The sequence below is a fragment of the Williamsia sp. CHRR-6 genome (assembly GCF_018474015.1).
Classification (GTDB): domain Bacteria; phylum Actinomycetota; class Actinomycetes; order Mycobacteriales; family Mycobacteriaceae; genus Williamsia_A.
This window is the reverse complement of record NZ_JAHCSG010000003.1, coordinates 37966-57733: the sequence shown is the minus strand read 5'-3', so window position 1 is coordinate 57733 and position 19768 is coordinate 37966. Positions and strand designations below refer to the sequence as shown.

Sequence of the window (19768 nt, the reverse complement as noted above, 5' to 3'; positions counted from 1 at the left end):
TGGCTACAGGATGGTGCAGGTCGAGTTCGATTGGGTGCTCTGCTCGGTGGAGTTCATCGATTGCTCGTCGAGTGTCACGTCGCGCCCGTTGACGGCGAAGTCGATCCCGGCCGAGGTGACGTCGAAGGTGGTGAAGGTCAGCTGGTCGAACAACGGCGGGAACAGCGACTTCGACACCCCGTCGACCAACGTCTGGGCGAAGTCGGTGGGCACGCCGAACACCAGCGCGCTGGCCTTGACCGCCTGGAACGAGATCTTTCCCGCGGTGAGCACCGGTTTGAGCTCCACACTGACCGGGACGGGGAAGATGGCCACCGTCACCGTCGCGTCGACCTTGATCGTCTTGGCGGTCTGATCACCGGTCACCTGGTTGAGGGTGAACCCGCCGAACAGTCCGCCCAGCCCATTGTTCTGGGTGGGGTTCTGCTGTTGCTGCGCTGCGGCGTCCTGGGCGCCCTGTTTGCTCAGCTCCACAATCCGTGCGAACGACACCTTGCCCGAGGCGTCGAGCGTGCCCACCGTCGAGCTCTTGGACTGGGTCTTGATCTGTTCGGCCCGACCGTGCAACTCGATCGACGAGGCGGTGTCGCCGGTGGTGTCGATCTGCACGTAGGGGATCTCCTTGCTGAAGTACTGCAGCAGGATCGGTTTCTTGCTCAGCGACGCCGTGGTCGGCGATCCGGTGATCTGGGTGAACGTCTTCTGCACGCAGTCACGGGCGGCACTGCGTAGGTACAGCTCGCTGCCGACACCGGAGATCAGCAGCACCAAGATCACCACCAGCGACGAGACCGCGATGGTCAAGCCCAGCGATCGTTTGCGGGGTGACCGGGCGGGTCCGCCGGTCGGGATCGGTCGGGTCGGCGGCGTGGGCGGAACATTCTGTGGGCGCATCGCGTCGTTCATCGCATTCGATTGTGCCCCGACTTCATGAGGTAATCGTGAGACTTCTCTGAAGGTCGGTCGTCGGCGCGGACGAGGTTCAGCGCCACGACACCCGGTTGTCGAGGACTGCGATGCTCTCGCGTGCGCGCCTCACCTGGGCGAACGGGATGTCGTTGACGACCAACTGTTCCTGCGGCCCGCACTCGGTGACCACCACACCGAACGGATCGACCAGCATCGAATGTCCCACCCCGGTGGGGGCAGGCGCATCGATCGCCGCCTGATCGGTGGGAACCGGTTGGCCCACGGCGGCCACCACCGTGGAACTGTCCAGGGCGCGGGCGCGGGCCAGGACCTGCCACTGGTCCACTTTGCCTGGGCCGTCACCCCACGATGCGGGCACCACGATCATTTCGGCACCCTGGTCGGCCAGCGCGGTGAACAACCCCGGGAATCGGATGTCGTAGCAGGTGGCCACCCCCACCCGATGGCCGGCGATCTCGGTGACCAACGGCGTGGAACCCGCTGCGACCGTGTCGGATTCGCGAAACCCGTAGGCGTCGTAGAGGTGGATCTTGTGGTAGCCCTCGCGCCGTTGGTCGGGGTGAGCGATGAGCAGGGTGTTGAACACGCGCTCGCTGCCGTCGGGTGCGGGTGTGAACATGCCCGCGATCACCGTCACCCCGTGCTGGCCGGCCACCGTCGACACCGCGGTGGCCCACGCCCCGTCGAGAGGCTGGGCGACGGGGTGCAGCGCCACTCCGAAGCGACACATCATGGCCTCGCCGAACACGACGAGGTCGGCGTCGGCGGCTGCGGCCCGGGCGGTCCAGTCACCGATCAGCCCGAGGTTGGCCTCGGGATCGGTTCCCGACGACACCTGGGCCAGAGCAACGCGCATGGCGATCACCCTACGACGATGCCCGGCTCAGGGGCGCGCAGAACCTCCACTCGGGTGCGCTCCGAACCGCCACGGCGTCGGCTGGGCGGTAACCGGCGTCGACTGGGCGGTAACTGGCGTCGGCTGGGCGGTAACTGGCGTCGACTGGGCGGTAACTGGCGTCGGCTGGGCGGTAACCGGCGTCGGCTGGGCAGCACACAGCCGCGCACACTCGACGTCGCTGTTCCACCCACTCGACACAGCGCTGAGTCGACGTCCCGTGAGGTATCCGCCGATCACCGTGCCACGTGGTCCCACGGCACCGTCAGCACGTTGTCTCGGGTGCGGCGGCGGGGTTGTTCCACGGGGACCCCGAGATCGGCCAGAGCTGCGCGGGCGTGTAACCACCGGATGCGAGGCCCATAGGGCGCGTACGGCGCGGCAGAGTCCCAACAGCGATCGGCTGCGCGCAGCAGTGCAAAGATCGCGCGGCCGTCCACGTTGTGGTGGATCAGCGCCTTGGGCAGGCGCGGGGCCAGCTCGGAGGGCCGGTCGGTGTGTCCTGGTGCCCAGGCCAGGGTCAACGATCGGGGCCGGTGTTCGTCGAGCAGCACCCAGGTGCAGCGGCGGCCGATCTCGTCGCAGGTGCCTTCGACGATCAGTCCGCCCGGCGCCAACGCGGCCTGCATCTGCGCCCACGATCCGAGCACCTCGCTCTCGTCGTACTGACGTAGCACGTTGAAGGCGCGCACCAGATGTGGTCGCAGACCGGCCAATTCGAAGCCGCCCAGCCCGAAGCGCACGCCGTCGCGGTCGGCGACCACCCGCTGCGGGTCAATCTCCAAGCCCACCAACGAGATCCGAGGTTCCACCGCGCGCAGGCGGGCGGCCATCTCCACGGCGGTGTCAGGCCGATTGCCGTAGCCGAGGTCGACCGCCAGCGGGTCGGGTGCGGCCGCCAGCACCTCGACGATCTCTGCGCGCCCGGCCATCCACCGATCCACTCGGCGCAGACGATTGGGATTGGTTGTGCCCCTGGTTATCTGGCCCTGCACGGCCGTCGCACTCGGCATGACCGACACACCCTGGGCGGTTGCCCCACCGCGTGTGCTGGACACCCCGTGTACAGGCACAGATCGCCCCTCTGAGGGCTCAGCCGTGTGCCTTGATCCAGTCGCCGGTGAACTCCGCTTCGCCGCGGAACAGATCCACCAGGTGCACCAGGACCAGTTGCTCGAGCTTGCCGTTGACGAACGGGATGAAGACCTTGACCTCCGAGGTGCGGCGCAGGGTGCAGCCGGTCTCGGTGGGCAGCAGCTCCTGCACGCCGGTGAGGTTGCCAGGGCCGGCGGGGATGGCGGCGCTGTAGGTGCCCTCGGTCTTGGTCGCATCGAACGGACCGAGGAACTCCTTGCGGGTGATCACCAGGTCCTTCTTGATCACCGCGGCAGCAATCGCCGGCAGATCGGTCTTGGGGATGGTCTGGATGAGCACCACGTCGATGCCGTTGTCGTCGACGGTGAACGACTCGATGTCCGAGCGCGGGGTGAGCTTGCGGAACTCCGTCATCTGGTCCTCCCAGAACTGGCGTTCCTTCAGCGCGGAGTAGACCGTTTCCGGGGCGACCTCGTGCCGGGCCGAGTAGCTGAGACGACGTGCCATGCCCGGTACGCTACCTGCCACCCATCCCAGCGCCGCCCCGGCGGCCTACGCTCAGTACTTCTCTTGGACCCACTTCACGACGTGGTCGCGCTCGCCGGTCACCAGCTCCTGCAGGCTTTGGGCGATCATCTTCTCGATCTTGCCGCCGATCAGGGGGACCTTGACCTCCACGGCCACGTTGGTCGACAAGTCCAACTCGTCGGCGCCGTCGACGCTGAGGGCGCCGGTGATGTTCGCGGGCGAGTTGGCGACGTCGGCGTCGAAGGTGCCGTCGACGTGGGTGTCGGTGATGTAGTTCCAGCTCATCTTGCGGTTGATGACCAGGTCGCCGGAGATGACCGCGGTGACCACCGACGGCAGCTGGGAGGCCGGAATCTTCTGGATCATCTCGATGGCGACGCCGGTCTCCTCGACGGTGTGCGAGACGACCTCGCCGGGGGCGTCTTCGTGCCCTTTGGCGAGGTCGGCCCAGTAGGCGGGATCGGCGAGCGCCTGGCGGTACTGCGCCATGGACAGGGGACAGGTGGTGGACTGCTCAAACTTCGTGGCCATGACGCGAGACGTTACCGTTGCCCGGTGCATCCCCGTTCGCGTCCCGCCCCGACGTTGGCCGAGCTGACCACGCTGCGTGTCGGCGGACCTGCCCACGCGGTGCTGCGGGTGCGCACCAGCGCTGAGTTGATCGACACCATCACCCGGCTCGACGACGTCGGTGAGCCGGTGCTGCTGGTGGGCGGCGGGTCGAACCTGGTGGTCGGTGACGATGGGTTCGCCGGCACCGTGGTGGTGCTCGCCAACTCCGAGATCTCGTTCGGGGACAACGCTTCTGACGTATCGGGTGTTGCTCGGGCATCTGGCACCGTGCGCGTGGAGGTCGGCGCGGGGATGGTGTGGGACGAGTTGGTGGCCCAGACCGTCGCCCGTGGACTCGGTGGATTGGAGTGTCTGTCCGGTATTCCCGGCGCGGTCGGAGCCACCCCGGTGCAGAACGTGGGTGCCTACGGAGTGGAGATCGCCGACGTCCTCGACGGGGTGCAACTGTTGGACCGCCGCGATCACTCGGTGCGGTGGGTGGACCCCGCGGCGCTGGAGCTGAGCTATCGCAGCAGTGTGCTCAAGGGTCGCGACGATCGGGTGGTGGTGGCGGTGGCGCTGCGGTGCACCACCGACGCCACCAGCGCCCCCATCCGCTATCGCGAACTGGCACTTGCCTTGGGTGTGGAGCCGAACGGGCGCGTCGACGCGGCCCAGGCGCGTGAGCAGGTTCTGGCGCTGCGTCGCAGCAAGGGGATGGTGCTCGACCCGATCGATCACGACACCTGGAGTGTCGGCTCGTTCTTCACCAATCCCGTTGTGGCCGATGATGATCTCCCTCACATCCTGGCTGCGGTGGCCGCGCGGTTGGGCGCGGTGGAGGTACCCCGCCATCCCGCCCGCGACGGGGTGAAGCTCTCGGCCGGCTGGTTGATAGAGAAGGCCGGGTTCGGGCGCGGACACCCCGGAGCCCATGCGCCGGTCCGGTTGTCCACCAAGCATTCTCTGGCGGTGACCAATCGCGGCACCGCCCGCACCGAGGATGTGCTGGCGCTGGCCCGTGAGGTGCGCGACGGGGTGCGGGCCGCGTTCGGGGTCCAGCTGGAGCCTGAACCGGTGATGGTGGGCTGCTCCCTGTGAGGTCGTCTCGGTGAGGTCGTCTCGGTGCCCTCGGTCGGCAACCGAGGGCAGGGTGATCGGATGTCCGGGTAGCCTCAGGTGCCATGGAGGACAGTCATGCCAAGGCTCAGCTGACGCGGCGGGGCGCGTTGGCCACCCTGGCCGCCGGCGCGCTCGGCGTGACCGCCGCAGCATGTAGCAGCGGCGGTACCTCGTCAGAGCCCAAGAAATCGACACCACCGCCGAAGCCGAGCGCCGAGATCACGTTCACCCCGGCTCTGGCCGACGGCGCGCAGCCCAGCCCCACCGCCGGTTTCGCCGTGTCGGTCAGCAAGGGCAAGCTCAACGCCGACGTGAAGCTGACCAACGCGCGCGGCACCGTCGTCAAGGGGGCGCTGGCCGCCGACGGCACCACCTACCGCATCGCCGAGCCCCTGGGATACGGCGTGGCCTACACCTGGTCGGGTACCGCAGTCGGCGACGACGGCAAGACCGTCCCCGTGCAGGGCACCTTCACCACCATCACCCCCAAAGACCAGATCAACGTCGTCATCAACATCGCCGACGGCCAGGAAGTGGGTATCGCGGCGCCCCTGATCCTCAAGTTCGACGCCGAGGTGACCGACAAGAAGGCTGTCGAGCGGGCGCTGACCGTCACCACCACGCCACCCACCGAGGGCAGCTGGGGCTGGTTGCCCGAGGACAACGGTTCGCGCGTGCACTGGCGGCCGGCGGAGTATTTCGCGCCGGGCACCAAGTTTTCCATGGTCGGCAAGCTCTACGGGCTCGACCACGGTGACGGCGTCTACGGCGCGGCCGATGTGACCAGCGATTTCACCATCGGCCGGTCGCAGATCGTGAAGGCCGACGCCACCTCGTTCAAGATCGACGTGATCCGCGACGGATCGCTGCTGATGTCGTTGCCGTGCAGTTACGGCTCAGGCGACCTCGACCGCAACGTGACCCGCTCGGGTATCCATGTGGTGAGCGAGAAGCACGAGGACTTCTACATGTCCAACCCTGCCGCCGGCTACTTCAACGTGCGCGAGCGGTGGGCGGTGCGCATCTCCAACAACGGCGAATTCATCCACGCCAACCCGCAGACCACCGGGGTCCAGGGCTCGTCGAACGTGACCAACGGGTGCATCAACCTGTCGCTGGAGAACGCGCAGCGCTACTACGAGACCGCGATCTACGGCGATCCGGTCGAGGTGACCAACACTCGCCTGCAGTTGTCGCAGGCCGACGGTGACATCTACGACTGGACGTTCTCCTACGCCCAATGGAAGTCGATGTCGGCGCTCGACGGGGAGGCGCCGACGTCCTCGGCGCCGGCCACCCCGTCGGACGCTCCGCAGCTCTCGGGCACGTCCACCACCCCGTCGCCGTCGGCGCGGCGTCAGCCGACCGGCTGATCGCGGCGATGAGGCCCGCGGGGGTGGGCGTTATCGGTCGATCACTGGTCGGGAGATGTCTATCTGATCAGCGGGCAGCGTTCACCAATCGGTAACCCTGTCCGCGCACGCTTCGCCGGTGATGGCCGGTTCCACCGAGTTGGTGACTCCCACGTCGAGGCGTGGGATCCGTGCGCACCTGACCGCGCGCGAGAACGTCTTGTTCCTGGCGTTCGTGCTGCCCAACCTGGTGCTGTTGACGGTGTTCACCTACCGCCCGCTGCTCGACAACATCCGACTGTCGTTCACCCAGTGGGAGATCGGTGGCCGCGACGCCGCCAAGTGGATCGGGTTGTCGAACTACCGCGAGTGGTTCTCTGACCCCACCACCGCCACGGTGGTCACCAACACAGTGGTGTTCACCGTCGCCGCGGTGGTCATCTCCATGGTGCTGGGGTTGGCGCTGGCCCTGTTGCTGGACCGAGCTCTCAAGGGCCGCAACATCGTCCGGACGGTGGTGTTCGCGCCGTTCGTGCTCTCCGGTGCCGCCATCGGGGTGGCCTTCCAGTTCGTGTTCCACCCCAACTTCGGTCTGGTCGAGTCGATGCTGCACTCGATCGGTATGAAAAGCCCTGATTTCTATCAGGATCCGAACTGGGCGCTGTTCATGGTCACCTTCACCTACATCTGGAAGAACCTGGGCTACACCTTCGTGATCTACCTGGCTGCGCTGCAGGCCACCAATCGTGATCTGGACGAGGCGGCCGCCATCGACGGCACCCGGGCATGGACGAAGCTGACCCGGGTCACCCTGCCCCAGTTGCGACCGGCCACCTATTTCCTGTCGATCACGGTGCTGCTCAACACTCTTCAGGTCTTCGACATCATCAACGTGATGACCCGCGGCGGCCCGAACAACGGCACCACCACGATGATCTACGAGGTGTACGACCAGACCTTCCAGGCTTCGCGCGCCGGATACGGGGCCACCATCGCCACGGTCATGTTCCTCGCCCTGCTGATCGTCACCGCGATCCAGGTCTACCTGATGGATCGGGAGCGGTCATGACGATCACCGACGAGCGGCGCGCAGCCGGGCGGACCGCAGGTCGCAACCCGCTCGGCACCGCCGGGGGATATGTGGCGATGATCGCGGTGCTGCTGTTCATCGGTATCCCCGTGTACTTCATGATCATCACCTCCCTCAAGACCCAGCCCGACGTGTACACCTCGCCCGCCACCTGGTGGCCGCCGAAGCTGCACCCGCGCAACTACTCCGACGTCAACGACCGCATCCAGTTCTGGACCTATCTGCGCAACTCGCTGATCATCACCTTCGCCACCGGGGGCATCAAGTTCGTCCTGGGCATCACCACCGCCTACGCGCTGGTGTTCCTGCGTTTCCCGTTCAAGAAGGTCATCTTCTTCGTCATCATCTCGGCGCTGATGGTGCCCAACCAGATCACTGTCATCTCCAACTACGCGTTGATGGTCAACTTCCGCAACACATTCCTGGGCATCATCGTGCCGCTGGCCGGGGTGGCGTTCGGAACCTTCCTGCTGCGCAACCACTTCCTGTCGCTGCCCCGCGAGATCATCGAGGCCGCACGCATGGACGGCGCCGGGCACTGGAAGCTGCTGCTGCGGGTCATCCTGCCCATCTCCATCCCCACGATGGTGGCGTTCGCGATGATCACCCTGGTCAACGAGTGGAACGAATACCTGTGGCCGTTCCTGATGTCGGACAACTCGTCGGTGGCGCCGCTGCCCATCGGCCTGACTCTGTTGCAGAACAACGAGAATGGCAACAACTGGGGTCAGGTGATGGCAGGCACCATCCTCACCGCACTACCCATGCTCATCGTGTTCCTGTTCCTGCAGCGGCAGATGATCAAGGGTCTGACCACCGGCGCGGTCAAAGGCTGACCGACGCTGCCACCGCACTACACCCACCACCGGCGAACACCGAAAAGCGAAGGACACCCACCATGGTTGAACTGAACAGGCGAGGATTCCTCGGTCTCGGCGCCGCCGCCGCGGTCGCAGTCGGGGCGTCGGCGTGTGCAGGCACCGGCAGCTCCAGCTCGGGCTCGGGCTCGAGTGCCGCAGGCACACTGCCCACCAAACCGGTCACCCTGGAGTTCTGGAGTAACCACCCCGGTAGCTCGAAGCCGTTGGAGCAGAAGCTGATCACCGACTTCCAGGCCAAGTTCCCCACCATCAAGGTCAACCTGGTGGACGCGGGCAAGAACTACCAGGAGGTGGCCACCAAGTTCCAGGCCGCCTTGGCCGGCAACAAGGTGCCCGATCTGGTGGTCGTGTCCGACACCACCTGGTTCAACTTCGCGCTCAACAAGCGGCTGGAGCCGTTGGACGGCCTGTTCGCCGCGGCCAAGGTCGATCTCAGCGACTACGTCGACAGCCTGGCCGCCGACTACATCTTCGACAAGCAGCACTATGCGTTGCCGTACTCGCGGTCGACGCCGCTGTTCTACTACAACAGGGACGTCTTCGCCAAGGCCGGGCTGCCCGACCGTGGTCCTGAAACCTGGGACGAATTCGCCACGTGGGCACCGAAACTCAATGAGGCGATCGGTGGCGACCGCAAGGCCATCCTGCTGCCTGACGGCACCGACTACATCGACTGGGGTTGGCAGGGTGCGGTGTGGAGCTTCGGTGGCCGCTACTCCAAGGAGTGGGACTTCACCTTCACCTCCGACGAGACCGTGAAGGCGGCGACCTTCCTCAAGCGGATCGTCAAGGACGAGGGCTGGGGCCGCATCACCGCCGACCCGGCCAGCGATTTCGGTGCCGGCCTGGGCGCGTGCGCGATGGAGTCGACCGGATCGCTGTCGACCATCACCAAGGCCGCGAAGTTCGGTGTGGGGACGGCGTTCCTGCCTGGCCCGCGTCCGTCGTGCCCCACCGGTGGCGCGGGCATCGCCGTCCCGTCCGACGTCAGCGACCCCGACCGCAAGGTGGCGGCGTTGGCGTTCATCGAGTTCGTCACCAACCCGGCCAACACGTCGTACTTCTCGCAGAACACCGGGTACATGCCGGTGCGCAAGTCGGCGCTGGAAGATCCCTCGCTGAAGGCGTTCATCGAGAAGAACCCCAACTACAACACCGCGGTTCGTCAGCTCTCGGCCACCCGCTCGCAGGACTACGCTCGCGTGTTCATCCCCAACGGCGCCAAGATCATCGGTGACGGGCTGGCTTCGATCGCCCAGGGTGCAGACCCGAAGGCGACGCTGGGCACCGTCCAGAAGTCCATCGAGTCGGTGTACAACGCCCAGATCAAGTCGAAGCTGCCCCGCTGATGGCTACGGTCTCCTTCCGCAATGCCAGCCTGAGATACCCGGGCGCCGAACGTCCGTCGGTGCGAGGTCTCGATCTTGACATCGCCGACGGTGAGTTCTTGGTGCTGGTGGGTCCGTCGGGCTGTGGCAAGTCCACCAGCCTGCGCATGCTGGCCGGGTTGGAGGCCGTCACCGAGGGAAGCATTCACATCGGCGACACCGACGTCACCGATGTGGAACCGCAGCGGCGCGATGTGGCGATGGTGTTTCAGAACTACGCGCTGTATCCGAACATGACGGTGGCAGCCAACATGGGGTTCGCGTTGCGTAACGCACGGGTACCCAAGGACGAGATCGCCACCCGGGTGGCGCAAGCGGCCTCGATGTTGGAGTTGACCGAGTTGCTCGACCGTAAGCCGGCCAAGCTCTCTGGTGGGCAGCGGCAGCGAGTTGCCATGGGGCGAGCCATCGTTCGGCGTCCCCAGGTGTTCGCCATGGACGAGCCGCTGTCGAATCTCGATGCGCGCCTGCGGGTGTCCACCCGAGCGCAGATCTCGGCGCTGCAGCGGTCTTTGGGTGTCACCACCATCTACGTCACCCACGATCAGGTGGAGGCGATGACGATGGGTGACCGGGTGGCGGTGATGCTCGACGGTGAATTGCAACAGCTCGCCGCGCCGCGGGAGCTCTACGACGACCCGGTCAACGCCTTCGTGGCCGGCTTCGTCGGATCGCCCGGGATGAATCTGGTCACCGCGAAGGTCACCGCCGATGGTGCCCAGATCGGCACCGGCACAGTAGAAATGGCGCCCGCAGTGCGCTCTGCGGCGGCTGGGGGCACCGTCACGGTCGGTATTCGTCCCGAGTCGGTGACGCTGGCCGGTGCCGAGGTGGCCAACGCCATCGAGGGGAAGGTGCGGCTGCTCGAAGAGCTCGGTGCCGACTCACTGCTCCACGTCACCCTCGACGGCACCGACGCCGCGATGGTGGCCCGGGTGCCGCGGACGGTGAGCGCCGAGATCGGCGCGACCGTCCGGCTGCGCACCGATCCGGCCGAGTTGTTGTTTTTCAACGCCGACTCCGGAGTCCGCCTGCGCCCCTGAGAACTCAGGGGTTCTTGATGTTGCGGCGGGCGCTGGCCTGATCGCGCGGTTTGATCAAGATGGTGTCGAGGTTGACGTGCGGGGGTCGTGAGGCGACGAACCCGATGACCTCGGCGATGTCGTCCGCGGTCAGCGGGGTCAGACCCTCGTAGACCGACGCGGCGCGCTGGGCGTCGCCGTCGAAGCGCACCAGGGAGAACTCGGTTTCCACCATGCCAGGCTGGATCTCGGTGAGCCGGATCGGTTTACCCAGCAGTTCGAAACGCAGCGTGCGGTGCATGACGCCCTGGGCGTGTTTGGCCGCGGTGTAGCCCGACCCGTTGTCGTAAGGCTCGATGGCCGCGATCGAGGTGATCGTCACGATCAGTCCGTCGCCGGATGCCTCCAGCGCAGGCAGCAACGCGCGGGTCATCCGGACTGTCCCCATCACGTTGGTCTCCCACATCCAGCGCCAGTCCTCGAGGTCGGCCTGGGCCACGGTGGCCAGCCCACGAGCGCCACCGGCGTTGTTGACCAGGATGTCGACCCGATCGAGGTGCGCGCAGAACGCGGCCACCGATTCGTCATCGGTGACGTCGAGGGGGATTGCGCGCCCACCGATCTCGTCGGCGACCGCGGTGAGCCGATCGAGCCGTCGAGCTCCGATCACCACGTCATAGCCCTGCGCGGCAAGGGTTCTCGCCGTGGCTTCGCCGATACCGGAACTGGCTCCGGTGACGACGGCCACCTTGCGGTTCGATGACGTCTGCACAGTGTTCATACGCCCGAGTTTACGGCTGTGGTCTCCGAGGCCTACGCTCGGCGTACACCATGACAACGATCAAACGTGACGTCTCGTCGATGATGGACATCAGAATCGACGCCCCCACCGAACTCGAACTACAGGTGACCGTGGCGTACGCGCCGGGGTCACATGTGACCGAGTCGCTGGTGGTGTCGGTCAACGGTTCGACCGTGCAGCCCGAGGAGATCATCGGGGCCTGTGGCACACGGATCCACAGGTTGCAGGCGCCCGTCGGCAACGTTGCGGTGGACTACTCGGCTTCGATCCTGGCCCCATCCGATCCGGTCACGGTGGAGATCACCGATCGGTCGTTGTACCTGCGGCCCAGCCGGTACGCCGAGGCCGACAAGTTCTTCGGCTATGTCACAGCGGAATTCGATCTGTCCGCGGCGCCCGAACGATTGTTGGGCGAGGTGGCCCGGTTCGTCTCGCGGAGATTGAACTACCTGCCCGGTGCCAGTGATCCCATCGACGGGGCGGCCGACACTCTGCTGGCCGGGGCGGGGGTGTGCCGCGATTTCGCGCACCTGGCGGTGGCGCTGTTGCGCGCGTTGAACATCCCGGCGCGGCTGGTGGCTGTCTATGCGCCCGGATGCGTGCCGATGGACTTTCATGCGGTGGCCGAGGCGCTGATCGACGACCGCTGGCTGGTGATCGATCCCACCGGACTGGCACCGCGACAAGCATTGGTGCGCATCGCAACCGGGCGCGATGCTGCCGACACCGCCTTCCTCGACAACCATGGTGGCGCGGTGAACCTCAACAGCTACCAGGTGATGGCCACCGTCGACGGGGCTCTGCCCACTGACGACGGCATCGAGCCGGTCCCCATCCGCTAGGCGTCGACCGTGCCGAAATAGGGCGTCGACCGTGCCGAAATAGGGCGTCGACCGTGCCGAAATGGGGCGTCGACCGTGCCGAAAACGGCTGTGGTTGAGGTCAGTTCGCCAACAGGGTGGCGCAGCGCAGCAATCCGAGATGGCTGTAGGCCTGGGGGTGGTTGCCCAGCGCACGTTCGGCCACCGGGTCGTACTCCTCAGACAGCAGCCCGGTAGGACCTGCCGCCTTCACCAGCTGCGCGAACAGGGCTTCGGCGTCGGTGCGGCGACCGATCAACAGGTAGGCCTCCACCAGCCATGCCGCGCACAGGTGGAATCCGCCCTCTTCGCCGGGTAGGCCGTCGTCGCTGAAGTAGCGGTACACCGTTGCGCCGCTGCGCAATTCGGACTCGGTGGCCTTGACGGTCTGCGCGAACCGGGGATCGGCCGGATCGATCAACCCTGACAATCCGATGTGCAGGGTGGCCGCGTCGAGGTCAGTGCCCTCATACGCCGAGGTGTAGGACGACACCTCATCGTTCCAGCCCTTCTCGATCACCTGGGCGGCGATGACGTCGCGCAGCACCGACCAGCCCGGCTCCACCTGGCGGCCGAACTTCTCGCCGAGGGTGACCGCGCGGTCGGCGGTCAGCCAACACATCACCTTCGAGTACACGTGGTGGCGCGGGTTGTTGCGGATCTCCCAGATGCCGTGATCGGGTTCGAACCAGCGACGTTCCACCGCGTAGACCATCTTGACCACGAGGTCCCAGTCGGCGTCGGGCAGTGCATCGGCGATGCCTGCAGCGGCGCGGGCATCGGCGAGTTGGGCGATGAGGTCGACGATCGGCCCGAACACGTCGAGCTGTACCTGCTGGTTGGCGGCGTTGCCCACCCGCACCGGTCGTGAACCGGCGTACCCGGGCAGCGAGTCGATGATGGCCTCCGGCGGCAGCGACCCTCCGGCCAGCGTGTACAGCGGGTGCAGCCATTCGGGGCCGCTGACGGTCTCCAACACCCGATGCAGCCAGGCCAGATAATCCTGCGCCTCGGTCAGCGACCCCACCGACACCAACGCCGACGCGGTGAGCGCGGCATCACGCAGCCAGCAGTATCGGTAGTCCCAGTTGCGTACGCCGCCGATGTCCTCAGGCAGCGAGGTGGTGGCTGCGGCCATGATCGACCCAGAGTCGGCGTGTACCAACCCCTTCAGCGTCAGCGCTGAGCGCTTCATCAGCTCGGGCTTCAGTGCGGGCAGGGTGAGTCCGGCCGCCCAATCCCGCCAGTACGACTCGGATTCGCTGCGTCGCTGCTGCTCTGAGACCTCTGATGACGCGATGTCGCTGGTGCCGCAACGCAATTCCAGCACGATCGGCCCTTGCCTGGGATCGACCACGGCGGTGGCGCGTTGATAGAAGCGGTCGGTGTCGATCTGCCAGCTGATGCCCGGTGCCCGCAACACGATGGGGTCGTTGGTGCCGGTGACTCGCAGGCCGTCGTCGACGACCTCGATGCCCACACTGGTCTGACCGAACTCTGGGCGCGGACAGAACTCGATGAGCGCCGGGATGTCGCCGGTGACCACGCGCGTCAGGTCCGTGCGACCCGCCGGCACGTCGTGAGGCATGTAATCGAGCACTTCCAAACCAGCCCAACGCGTTTCGACGGTCATGGTGCCGTCCACGTATCGCTGGCTCTGGGGTAGCGGCGGCTTCTCGCCGCCGTCGATGAACGGGCGGACGCCGAACTCGCCGGCATCGATGGTGCCCAGCAGGCTGGCGAACAGGGCCGCTGAATCGGGTTCGGGATGACACATCCAACACACGCGCGCATCGGGGGTGACCAGGGAGATGGTGCGCGGGGTGGCCAACATGGTCAGCCGCTCGATGGGAACCGCCCCCTCCCCGCGCAACCACGCCCGGCGCTCCTCGTAGAGAAACGCCAACGAGGTGGCCACCTGGTCGGTGTCGGCGACGCGGTAGGTGGCCAGGCTCTCGCCGTCGCCCACCTTCACCCCGAAGTCGGGTCCGTGCAGACGTCGAAACGCCTTCTCGTCGGTCACGTCGTCGCCGAAGAAGATTGCCGCGCCAGCACCTGCCTGATGGCGCAGGATGTCGAGCGCATGACCCTTGTCGGTCTGGATGACGGCCAACTCGATGACGGACTTGCCCTCGGTGACCTGCACCCCGTCCCAGGTGGCAGCGCCCGCACGGACCGTCTCCAACGCGGCGACCGCATCGTCGGCCGAAGCGTTGCGGGTGTGCAGAGCAGCGCTGGCGGGCTTGGACTCCACTGTGGTGCCCGGATACCGCTGGGACACCGACTGCAGTTCGGCGATGATGCGGCCCAACAGGGCGGTGGCCTCAGCGCTGATCTCGTGGACGAACCCGATGTCGAACTCGCTGCCGTGACTGCCGACGAGGTGGACCTCGGCGGGCAGTCGCGACAGGGTCGCCAGGTCGCGCAGTGCGCGCCCGGAGATGACCGCAGCGGTGGTCGAGTCGAGGTCGGCCAGGGCCCGCATCGCGCGCACCGACTCGGGGTTCGGTTTGGCGTCTTGCGGTCGCGACACGATGGGTGCCATGCAGCCGTCGTAGTCCGAGGCGACGAGAAGGCGGGGGATGCGCGCGATGGTCTTCAACGCGCGGCGCAGATCAGGATCGAGGTCTCGGGCGCTCACCGTTGAAGTCTAGAACCCGCGCCGGTGCCCGGGTGCAACCCAGTCAGTCGTCGCCGCCGATGGGTGCATCCTCGACCAGGTCGACCCGGCGGTTCGCCGACGCGGTCACCTCGTCTTGCGTGGAGGCCAACACGTCAAGGAAGCTCGCGGCCCACCGCGCCACGTCGTGGGCCAGCACCTGCCGACGCATCGACCGCATGCGGCGGCGGCCCTCTTCCTTGTCCTGGGTGATGGCCTCTTCGATGGCATCCTTGACGCGGTCGAGGTCATACGGGTTGGCCTGATACGCCGAGCGCAATTCCGCTGCGGCACCGGTGAACTCGCTGAGAACCAAAGCACCGCCCAGGTCGCCACGGCATGCGACGTATTCCTTTGCGACCAGGTTCATCCCGTCGCGCAGTGCGGTGACCAACATGACGTCGGCGGCGACGAAGAACGCGATCAGCTCGTCACGGTCGACCGGTCGGTGCATGTAATGCACCACCTGATGACCCACTTGGCTGAAGCGGCCGTTGATGTTTCCCACCAGCTGCTCGATGTCGGCGCGCATCTGGATGTAGCTCTGCACCCGGTCACGGCTGGGCGTGGCCAGTTGGATCATCGCCAGGTCGGACGGCTCGATACGGCCTTCGAGCAGCAACTCCTGTAGGGCGCGCAGGCGGACATCGATGCCTTTGGTGTAGTCGAGGCGGTCGACGCCGAGCATGATGATGCGCGGATTGCCCAGCTCGCGGCGGATCTCGTCCGCGCGGGCGCGGATCGTGCGGGACCGCGCCGCGGCGTCCAGGGCGCTGGAGTCGATGGAGATGGGGAAAGCCCCCACCCGAACGTGGCGGAAACCGACTTGCACCACACCGAATTTCGAGCGAACACCGACCGAGCCCTTGGACGTGGCCTGTCCGGCCAGGCGCCGCGCGAGGTAGAGGAAGTTCTGTGCGCCGCCAGGAAGATGGAAGCCGATGAGGTCGGCGCCCAGCAGTCCCTCCACGATCTCGGTGCGCCAGGGCAACTGCATGAACAGTTCCACCGGTGGGAACGGGATGTGGAGGAAGAAGCCGATTCTCAGGTCCGGACGCAGCATGCGCAGCATCTTGGGCACCAACTGCAACTGGTAGTCCTGAATCCAGACCAGTGCGCCTTGCGACGCCACCGCCGAGGCGGCTTCGGCGAAACGCCGGTTCACATCGACGTAGGCGTTCCACCACTCGCGGTGATACTCGGGCTTGACCAGCACATCGTGATAGAGCGGCCACAGCGTGGCGTTGGAAAAGCCCTCGTAGTAGTCGCGGATCTCATCGGCGCTGAGCGGGACCGAAACGAGCTGCAGACCCTTGATCCGTGGGTTGTCGTGCGAGTCGGGAACCCCCGACCAGCCGACCCACGCCCCGGTCCGCGACCTCAGGATGGGTTCGAGCGCGGTGACCAGGCCGCCGGGTGACCGTTTCCACCGAACGGTCCCATCGGCCAGCACCTCTTTGTCGACCGGCAGCCGGTTGGCGACCACAACGAAGTCGGCTGCGGCCACGTCATCGGACTCATTGGCCGCGACGTCATCGGTGCTGAGCTCGAGTGGACTCACCTATCAGGCTTCGCCGGGTGCGATCCCGAGCATGTTGAGCAACATCCGGCATTCGTCGGCGTCGGTTGCGTAGGCGGCGACCACCCGGCGGGCGGACGCGGCGGTCTCGTCGGCGACGGTGGCGAGATCGTCTTCGCCGAGTTCGTCGACCCTGTCGCTGGTTTTTGCTGGCATGACCCGCAGTTTACCTGCTCGGGACGGCGCGTCCGACGCGTCGGGGGACCGCCGATATACTCGGCGCTGGCTCGAGCTGGTGCGAGCCACGCCTCCTTAGCTCAGTGGTAGAGCACTCGCCTTGTAAGCGAAAGGTCGTCAGTTCAATCCTGACAGGGGGCTCTCGTGGTCTCCGTGCTGGCGCGCGCACCGCCACCAACATGTGCAGCAGCGCGAGCCTCAGATTGGTGGCGTCGGCGACCCGTCCCATCCAGCACGCTCACCGTGTGCTTGGCAACTGTGCCGCGAGGGAGCTGGACCCCCACCACCGTCACCAAGTACACCGACGAGATCCAGATTCTCCGCCCACTCGGGGCACGTTTCTGCCCACTCGACGCACGTTTTCTGCCCAATCGACGCGGTTTTGTGCCCACTCGACGGGCGCGTTTGCGTCGGTCGCCGACCGCATGCGCCCCGGCAGTTCCACCAGGTGCGGCCGGCTCGCGTGCGGGACCAGTGTCGGTGGATCCCGCTACCGTCGTGGTGAGGTCGAGGTGTTCGCGACCGATGACAGTAGCGGGTTCACAAGAGATCGGGTGGCGTGATGATGTTCGGGGACAACGGGTTCAACAGCGCCGCGAGCGCCGGCTCTACGACCGGGCGACGAGTGGTGGTGTTCGCGCGCAGCACTGACGCCGCCGACTACGCCGCTGCGCTGCGTCAGGTGGCGGGCTTGACCGAAGTGGCCTCGACCCTCGACTTCTCGGGTCGCGCGCTCGACCTCGATCAGGTGGGCAGCGCCCAGGCGACCATCTTCGCCCAGCTGGGTGTGGCGGTGGTCGACGCCGACCCCGATCAGGTCGCCTCACTGGAGGGCATGTGCGCGGCTGACGGAGCGATCCGCACCGTAGAACACGAGCGTATCCATCACATCCGCGCAGGTGGCCGCGGGTCCGACTACATCGCTGGGTTTCGCGATGGCGTGGACGCGCTGTCGGCCCAGCTGCTCGACACGTCGGCATCGGTGGCCGCCGCCCCCTCCTTCGTCGACACCGACGCCGCGACCTGGGGACTGCAGGCCACCGGTGTCGTCTCCTCGAGCGCGACCGGTGCCGGGGTGACGGTAGCGGTGCTCGACACCGGATTCGATCTCTCGCACCCGGACTTCACCGGGCGTGACATCACCGACCGGTCGTTCGTCGCGGGGCAGACCGTCGCCGACGGGGTGGGTCACGGCACCCACTGCATCGGCACCTCCTGCGGACCGCTGGCGCCGGGCACCGGCCGTCGCTACGGCGTGGCCCACGAGGCCACGATCTTGGTCGGGAAAGTGCTCGACAACTCCGGTAGTGGGTCCGACCAGCAAATCCTCGCCGGATTGGACTGGGCGTTGAGCAATTCCGCGCACGTGGTGTCGATGTCGCTCGGCGCCGATGTGCGTGAGGTGTCGGCCGCCTACGAGACGGTGGGCCGCCGTGCCCTCAACCGCGGGACGCTGATTGTCGCCGCAGCCGGCAACAACGCACGTCGCCCGGCCGATCCCGGTTTCGTCGGGGTGCCCGCCAACAGTCCGTCGATCGCCGCGGTCGCTGCCGTCGACTCCTCGCTGGCCATCGCCCCGTTCTCCGCCCGCAGCCTCGGCATCGAGGGCGGCAACATCGACGTCGCTGGTCCGGGTGTGGACGTCTACTCCTCGTGGCCGGTGCAGGACATCGACGGTGCGTCGCGTTACAACACCATCAGCGGCACCAGCATGGCCACCCCGCATGTGGCCGGTATCGCGGCGCTGTGGGCGCAGGTCACCGGCCGCCGCGGCCGCGATCTGTGGACCACGCTCACCCAGCAGAGCAGCCGATTGCAGCTACCTGCCTCCGACGTCGGGTCCGGCTTGGTGCAGGCTCCGCAGTAGCCCGCCGGGAGCGGTCGGCGCGCAGGTCGCGCGCGTAGCATCACCTCATGGGCGAGGTCACGATCACTGTCGACGACGAGCACCTCGGTGCCATCGATCAGGTGGTTGCGGCGCTCGAAAAACGTGGTGTGCACGTCACCGCCGTTCATTCGACGATAGGGATCATCTCAGGAACCGCCGACGCGCAGCGCGCCTCGGCGCTGTCCGAGATCGCCGGCGTGATCTCGGTCGAGCAGGCCGCCACCTTCGGCACCCGCCCACATCTGGGCGACGCGACCTGAGTCTGTTTCAGGCTGACCGCGATGCGGCCGACCAGGCGGGGTCTCGGCCCGACAGGCCGAGGAGTCGATCCAACGGTCGGGCGTCGTCGGCGACGGCGACGGGAGGTCCGAACATGGCGTCCGCACCCCCGGCGCCGTCTCCGAGCATCATGGGTGCGAACAACAGGGACGCCTCGATCCCGCGTTCGTCAGGCGACCACGGATGCCCGATCGCGGCGGCGAGATCCCACCCGTGCATCTGGTACTCCCACAGCATCATCGACAACGCCATCGCTGTCGGCAGCCCCTGCTCGCCGATCAGCACCTGTTCGGCAAGCGCAGCATCATCGATGGCATCGAGGCGGTCGGCGACCGAACGGGCCTGCGCCGCACCAGAACCCGCCACCGTCACCGCATCAGGGTCGGAGCAGGAGCCGCCCGGATCGGTCAGGCCGTCGGCGAATGCGGTCAACCAGCCGACGACGTGGCTGCGAAGTGCGGTGAGGTCGAATTCGGTACATGGCGTGGACACGTGGGCGTCGGCGGGGTCGACCGCGTCGAGTATGTCGGCGAGCTGCCGGATCACGGCTACGAGGTCGGTTCGGGTGGATGGATCGTGGCTGTCGTTCATGAGACCGACGGTAGGAGTGCTGGTGCCGCCGGATCTTGAAGATGTGCGACAAGAATCGCAGGCTGCGCGGCTAGCATC

At 66.6% G+C, this 19768-nt stretch carries 19 protein-coding genes and 1 tRNA gene; 10 read left to right on the top strand and 10 right to left on the bottom strand.

Going from position 1 to position 19768, the window contains the following annotated elements; translation table 11 throughout:
• Window positions 1–3: 3 nt before the first annotated feature.
• The 5 genes from KIK15_RS09150 to KIK15_RS09130 form a co-directional block, all read right to left on the bottom strand.
• Window positions 4–906, bottom strand: coding sequence for an LmeA family phospholipid-binding protein (locus KIK15_RS09150; protein ID WP_214243920.1), 903 nt, complete (start codon window positions 904–906; stop codon window positions 4–6).
• 76 nt (window positions 907–982) lie between these two features.
• Window positions 983–1786, bottom strand: a complete 804-nt coding sequence (locus tag KIK15_RS09145; protein WP_214243919.1) for a carbon-nitrogen hydrolase family protein — start codon at window positions 1784–1786, stop codon at window positions 983–985.
• Between the two features lie 275 nt (window positions 1787–2061).
• A complete protein-coding gene (locus KIK15_RS09140; protein ID WP_214243918.1) occupies window positions 2062–2838 on the bottom strand; it encodes a class I SAM-dependent methyltransferase in 777 nt (258 codons plus the stop codon).
• Window positions 2839–2917: 79 nt separating this feature from the next.
• Window positions 2918–3427, bottom strand: coding sequence for a DUF2505 domain-containing protein (locus tag KIK15_RS09135; RefSeq protein ID WP_214243917.1), 510 nt, complete (start codon window positions 3425–3427; stop codon window positions 2918–2920).
• 51 nt (window positions 3428–3478) lie between these two features.
• Complete coding sequence (locus tag KIK15_RS09130) at window positions 3479–3979, bottom strand: DUF2505 domain-containing protein (RefSeq protein ID WP_214243916.1); 501 nt, start codon at window positions 3977–3979, stop codon at window positions 3479–3481.
• Between the two features lie 24 nt (window positions 3980–4003).
• On the opposite strand from KIK15_RS09130, the gene KIK15_RS09125 reads away from it, so the two are divergent.
• The 6 genes from KIK15_RS09125 (at window position 4004) to KIK15_RS09100 (ending at window position 10876) form a co-directional block, all read left to right on the top strand.
• Window positions 4004–5101 carry a UDP-N-acetylmuramate dehydrogenase gene (locus KIK15_RS09125; protein ID WP_214243915.1) on the top strand — a complete coding sequence of 366 codons (1098 nt, stop codon included), beginning with the start codon at window positions 4004–4006 and terminating at the stop codon, window positions 5099–5101.
• 83 nt (window positions 5102–5184) lie between these two features.
• Window positions 5185–6495: an Ig-like domain-containing protein gene (locus KIK15_RS09120; RefSeq protein WP_214243914.1), complete on the top strand. Its 1311-nt coding sequence runs from the start codon at window positions 5185–5187 to the stop codon at window positions 6493–6495.
• A 121-nt stretch (window positions 6496–6616) separates the two neighbouring features.
• The gene (locus tag KIK15_RS09115; RefSeq protein WP_214243913.1) at window positions 6617–7543 is read left to right on the top strand and encodes a carbohydrate ABC transporter permease; all 927 of its coding nucleotides are present in this window, start codon (window positions 6617–6619) and stop codon (window positions 7541–7543) included.
• Window positions 7540–8400 (top strand): carbohydrate ABC transporter permease, encoded by an 861-nt coding sequence (locus KIK15_RS09110; RefSeq protein WP_214243912.1) that lies wholly within the window; start codon window positions 7540–7542, stop codon window positions 8398–8400. The genes KIK15_RS09115 and KIK15_RS09110 overlap by 4 nt, the downstream gene beginning before the upstream one ends.
• Before the next feature lie 62 nt (window positions 8401–8462).
• On the top strand, window positions 8463–9794 hold the full coding sequence (locus tag KIK15_RS09105) for an ABC transporter substrate-binding protein (protein ID WP_214243911.1): 1332 nt from the start codon (window positions 8463–8465) through the stop codon (window positions 9792–9794).
• Window positions 9794–10876: an ABC transporter ATP-binding protein gene (locus KIK15_RS09100; RefSeq protein WP_214243910.1), complete on the top strand. Its 1083-nt coding sequence runs from the start codon at window positions 9794–9796 to the stop codon at window positions 10874–10876. Before KIK15_RS09105 ends, KIK15_RS09100 begins: the two co-directional genes overlap by 1 nt.
• Before the next feature lie 4 nt (window positions 10877–10880).
• Here KIK15_RS09100 and KIK15_RS09095 read toward each other — a convergent pair whose 3' ends face one another.
• Window positions 10881–11636, bottom strand: coding sequence for an SDR family NAD(P)-dependent oxidoreductase (locus KIK15_RS09095; RefSeq protein ID WP_214243909.1), 756 nt, complete (start codon window positions 11634–11636; stop codon window positions 10881–10883).
• A 50-nt stretch (window positions 11637–11686) separates the two neighbouring features.
• Here KIK15_RS09095 and KIK15_RS09090 point away from each other — a divergent pair, with 50 nt between their 5' ends.
• Entirely contained in the window at window positions 11687–12499 is an 813-nt protein-coding gene (locus KIK15_RS09090) for a transglutaminase family protein (protein ID WP_214243908.1), read from the top strand.
• A 100-nt stretch (window positions 12500–12599) separates the two neighbouring features.
• On the opposite strand, the gene otsB is transcribed toward KIK15_RS09090, so the two are convergent.
• The 3 genes from otsB to KIK15_RS09075 are packed head-to-tail and all read right to left on the bottom strand — an operon-like array spanning window position 12600 to window position 16911.
• Window positions 12600–15158: a trehalose-phosphatase gene (gene otsB / locus KIK15_RS09085; protein ID WP_214243907.1), complete on the bottom strand. Its 2559-nt coding sequence runs from the start codon at window positions 15156–15158 to the stop codon at window positions 12600–12602.
• Window positions 15159–15201: 43 nt separating this feature from the next.
• The gene (locus KIK15_RS09080; RefSeq protein ID WP_214244518.1) at window positions 15202–16683 is read right to left on the bottom strand and encodes a trehalose-6-phosphate synthase; all 1482 of its coding nucleotides are present in this window, start codon (window positions 16681–16683) and stop codon (window positions 15202–15204) included.
• Between the two features lie 57 nt (window positions 16684–16740).
• A complete protein-coding gene (locus tag KIK15_RS09075; RefSeq protein WP_214243906.1) occupies window positions 16741–16911 on the bottom strand; it encodes a hypothetical protein in 171 nt (56 codons plus the stop codon).
• A gap of 90 nt (window positions 16912–17001) precedes the next feature.
• Here KIK15_RS09075 and KIK15_RS09070 point away from each other — a divergent pair.
• The 3 genes from KIK15_RS09070 (at window position 17002) to KIK15_RS09060 (ending at window position 19080) form a co-directional block, all read left to right on the top strand.
• Window positions 17002–17073 (top strand) — tRNA-Thr (locus tag KIK15_RS09070).
• A gap of 421 nt (window positions 17074–17494) precedes the next feature.
• Window positions 17495–18799, top strand: a complete 1305-nt coding sequence (locus KIK15_RS09065) for a S8 family serine peptidase (protein ID WP_250324425.1) — start codon at window positions 17495–17497, stop codon at window positions 18797–18799.
• Between the two features lie 47 nt (window positions 18800–18846).
• Window positions 18847–19080, top strand: a complete 234-nt coding sequence (locus KIK15_RS09060) for a hypothetical protein (RefSeq protein ID WP_214243905.1) — start codon at window positions 18847–18849, stop codon at window positions 19078–19080.
• 7 nt (window positions 19081–19087) lie between these two features.
• Here the strand turns inward: KIK15_RS09060 and KIK15_RS09055 are convergent, their stop codons facing one another.
• Window positions 19088–19690, bottom strand: coding sequence for a TIGR03086 family metal-binding protein (locus KIK15_RS09055; RefSeq protein ID WP_214243904.1), 603 nt, complete (start codon window positions 19688–19690; stop codon window positions 19088–19090).
• Window positions 19691–19768: the final 78 nt, after the last annotated feature.

Bases quoted from the DNA above. Each gene is read 5' to 3' on its own strand.
- KIK15_RS09150 (WP_214243920.1), bottom strand. From the start codon at position 906: ATGAACGACGCGATGCGCCCACAGAATGTTCCGCCCACGCCGCCGACC.
- KIK15_RS09145 (WP_214243919.1), bottom strand. From the start codon at position 1,786: ATGCGCGTTGCTCTGGCCCAGGTGTCGTCGGGAACCGATCCCGAGGCC.
- KIK15_RS09140 (WP_214243918.1), bottom strand. From the start codon at position 2,838: ATGCCGAGTGCGACGGCCGTGCAGGGCCAGATAACCAGGGGCACAACC.
- KIK15_RS09135 (WP_214243917.1), bottom strand. From the start codon at position 3,427: ATGGCACGTCGTCTCAGCTACTCGGCCCGGCACGAGGTCGCCCCGGAA.
- KIK15_RS09130 (WP_214243916.1), bottom strand. From the start codon at position 3,979: ATGGCCACGAAGTTTGAGCAGTCCACCACCTGTCCCCTGTCCATGGCG.
- KIK15_RS09120 (WP_214243914.1), top strand. From the start codon at position 5,185: ATGGAGGACAGTCATGCCAAGGCTCAGCTGACGCGGCGGGGCGCGTTG.
- KIK15_RS09115 (WP_214243913.1), top strand. From the start codon at position 6,617: ATGGCCGGTTCCACCGAGTTGGTGACTCCCACGTCGAGGCGTGGGATC.
- KIK15_RS09110 (WP_214243912.1), top strand. From the start codon at position 7,540: ATGACGATCACCGACGAGCGGCGCGCAGCCGGGCGGACCGCAGGTCGC.
- KIK15_RS09105 (WP_214243911.1), top strand. From the start codon at position 8,463: ATGGTTGAACTGAACAGGCGAGGATTCCTCGGTCTCGGCGCCGCCGCC.
- KIK15_RS09100 (WP_214243910.1), top strand. From the start codon at position 9,794: ATGGCTACGGTCTCCTTCCGCAATGCCAGCCTGAGATACCCGGGCGCC.
- KIK15_RS09095 (WP_214243909.1), bottom strand. From the start codon at position 11,636: ATGAACACTGTGCAGACGTCATCGAACCGCAAGGTGGCCGTCGTCACC.
- KIK15_RS09090 (WP_214243908.1), top strand. From the start codon at position 11,687: ATGACAACGATCAAACGTGACGTCTCGTCGATGATGGACATCAGAATC.
- KIK15_RS09075 (WP_214243906.1), bottom strand. From the start codon at position 16,911: ATGCCAGCAAAAACCAGCGACAGGGTCGACGAACTCGGCGAAGACGAT.
- KIK15_RS09065 (WP_250324425.1), top strand. From the start codon at position 17,495: ATGATGTTCGGGGACAACGGGTTCAACAGCGCCGCGAGCGCCGGCTCT.
- KIK15_RS09060 (WP_214243905.1), top strand. From the start codon at position 18,847: ATGGGCGAGGTCACGATCACTGTCGACGACGAGCACCTCGGTGCCATC.
- KIK15_RS09055 (WP_214243904.1), bottom strand. From the start codon at position 19,690: ATGAACGACAGCCACGATCCATCCACCCGAACCGACCTCGTAGCCGTG.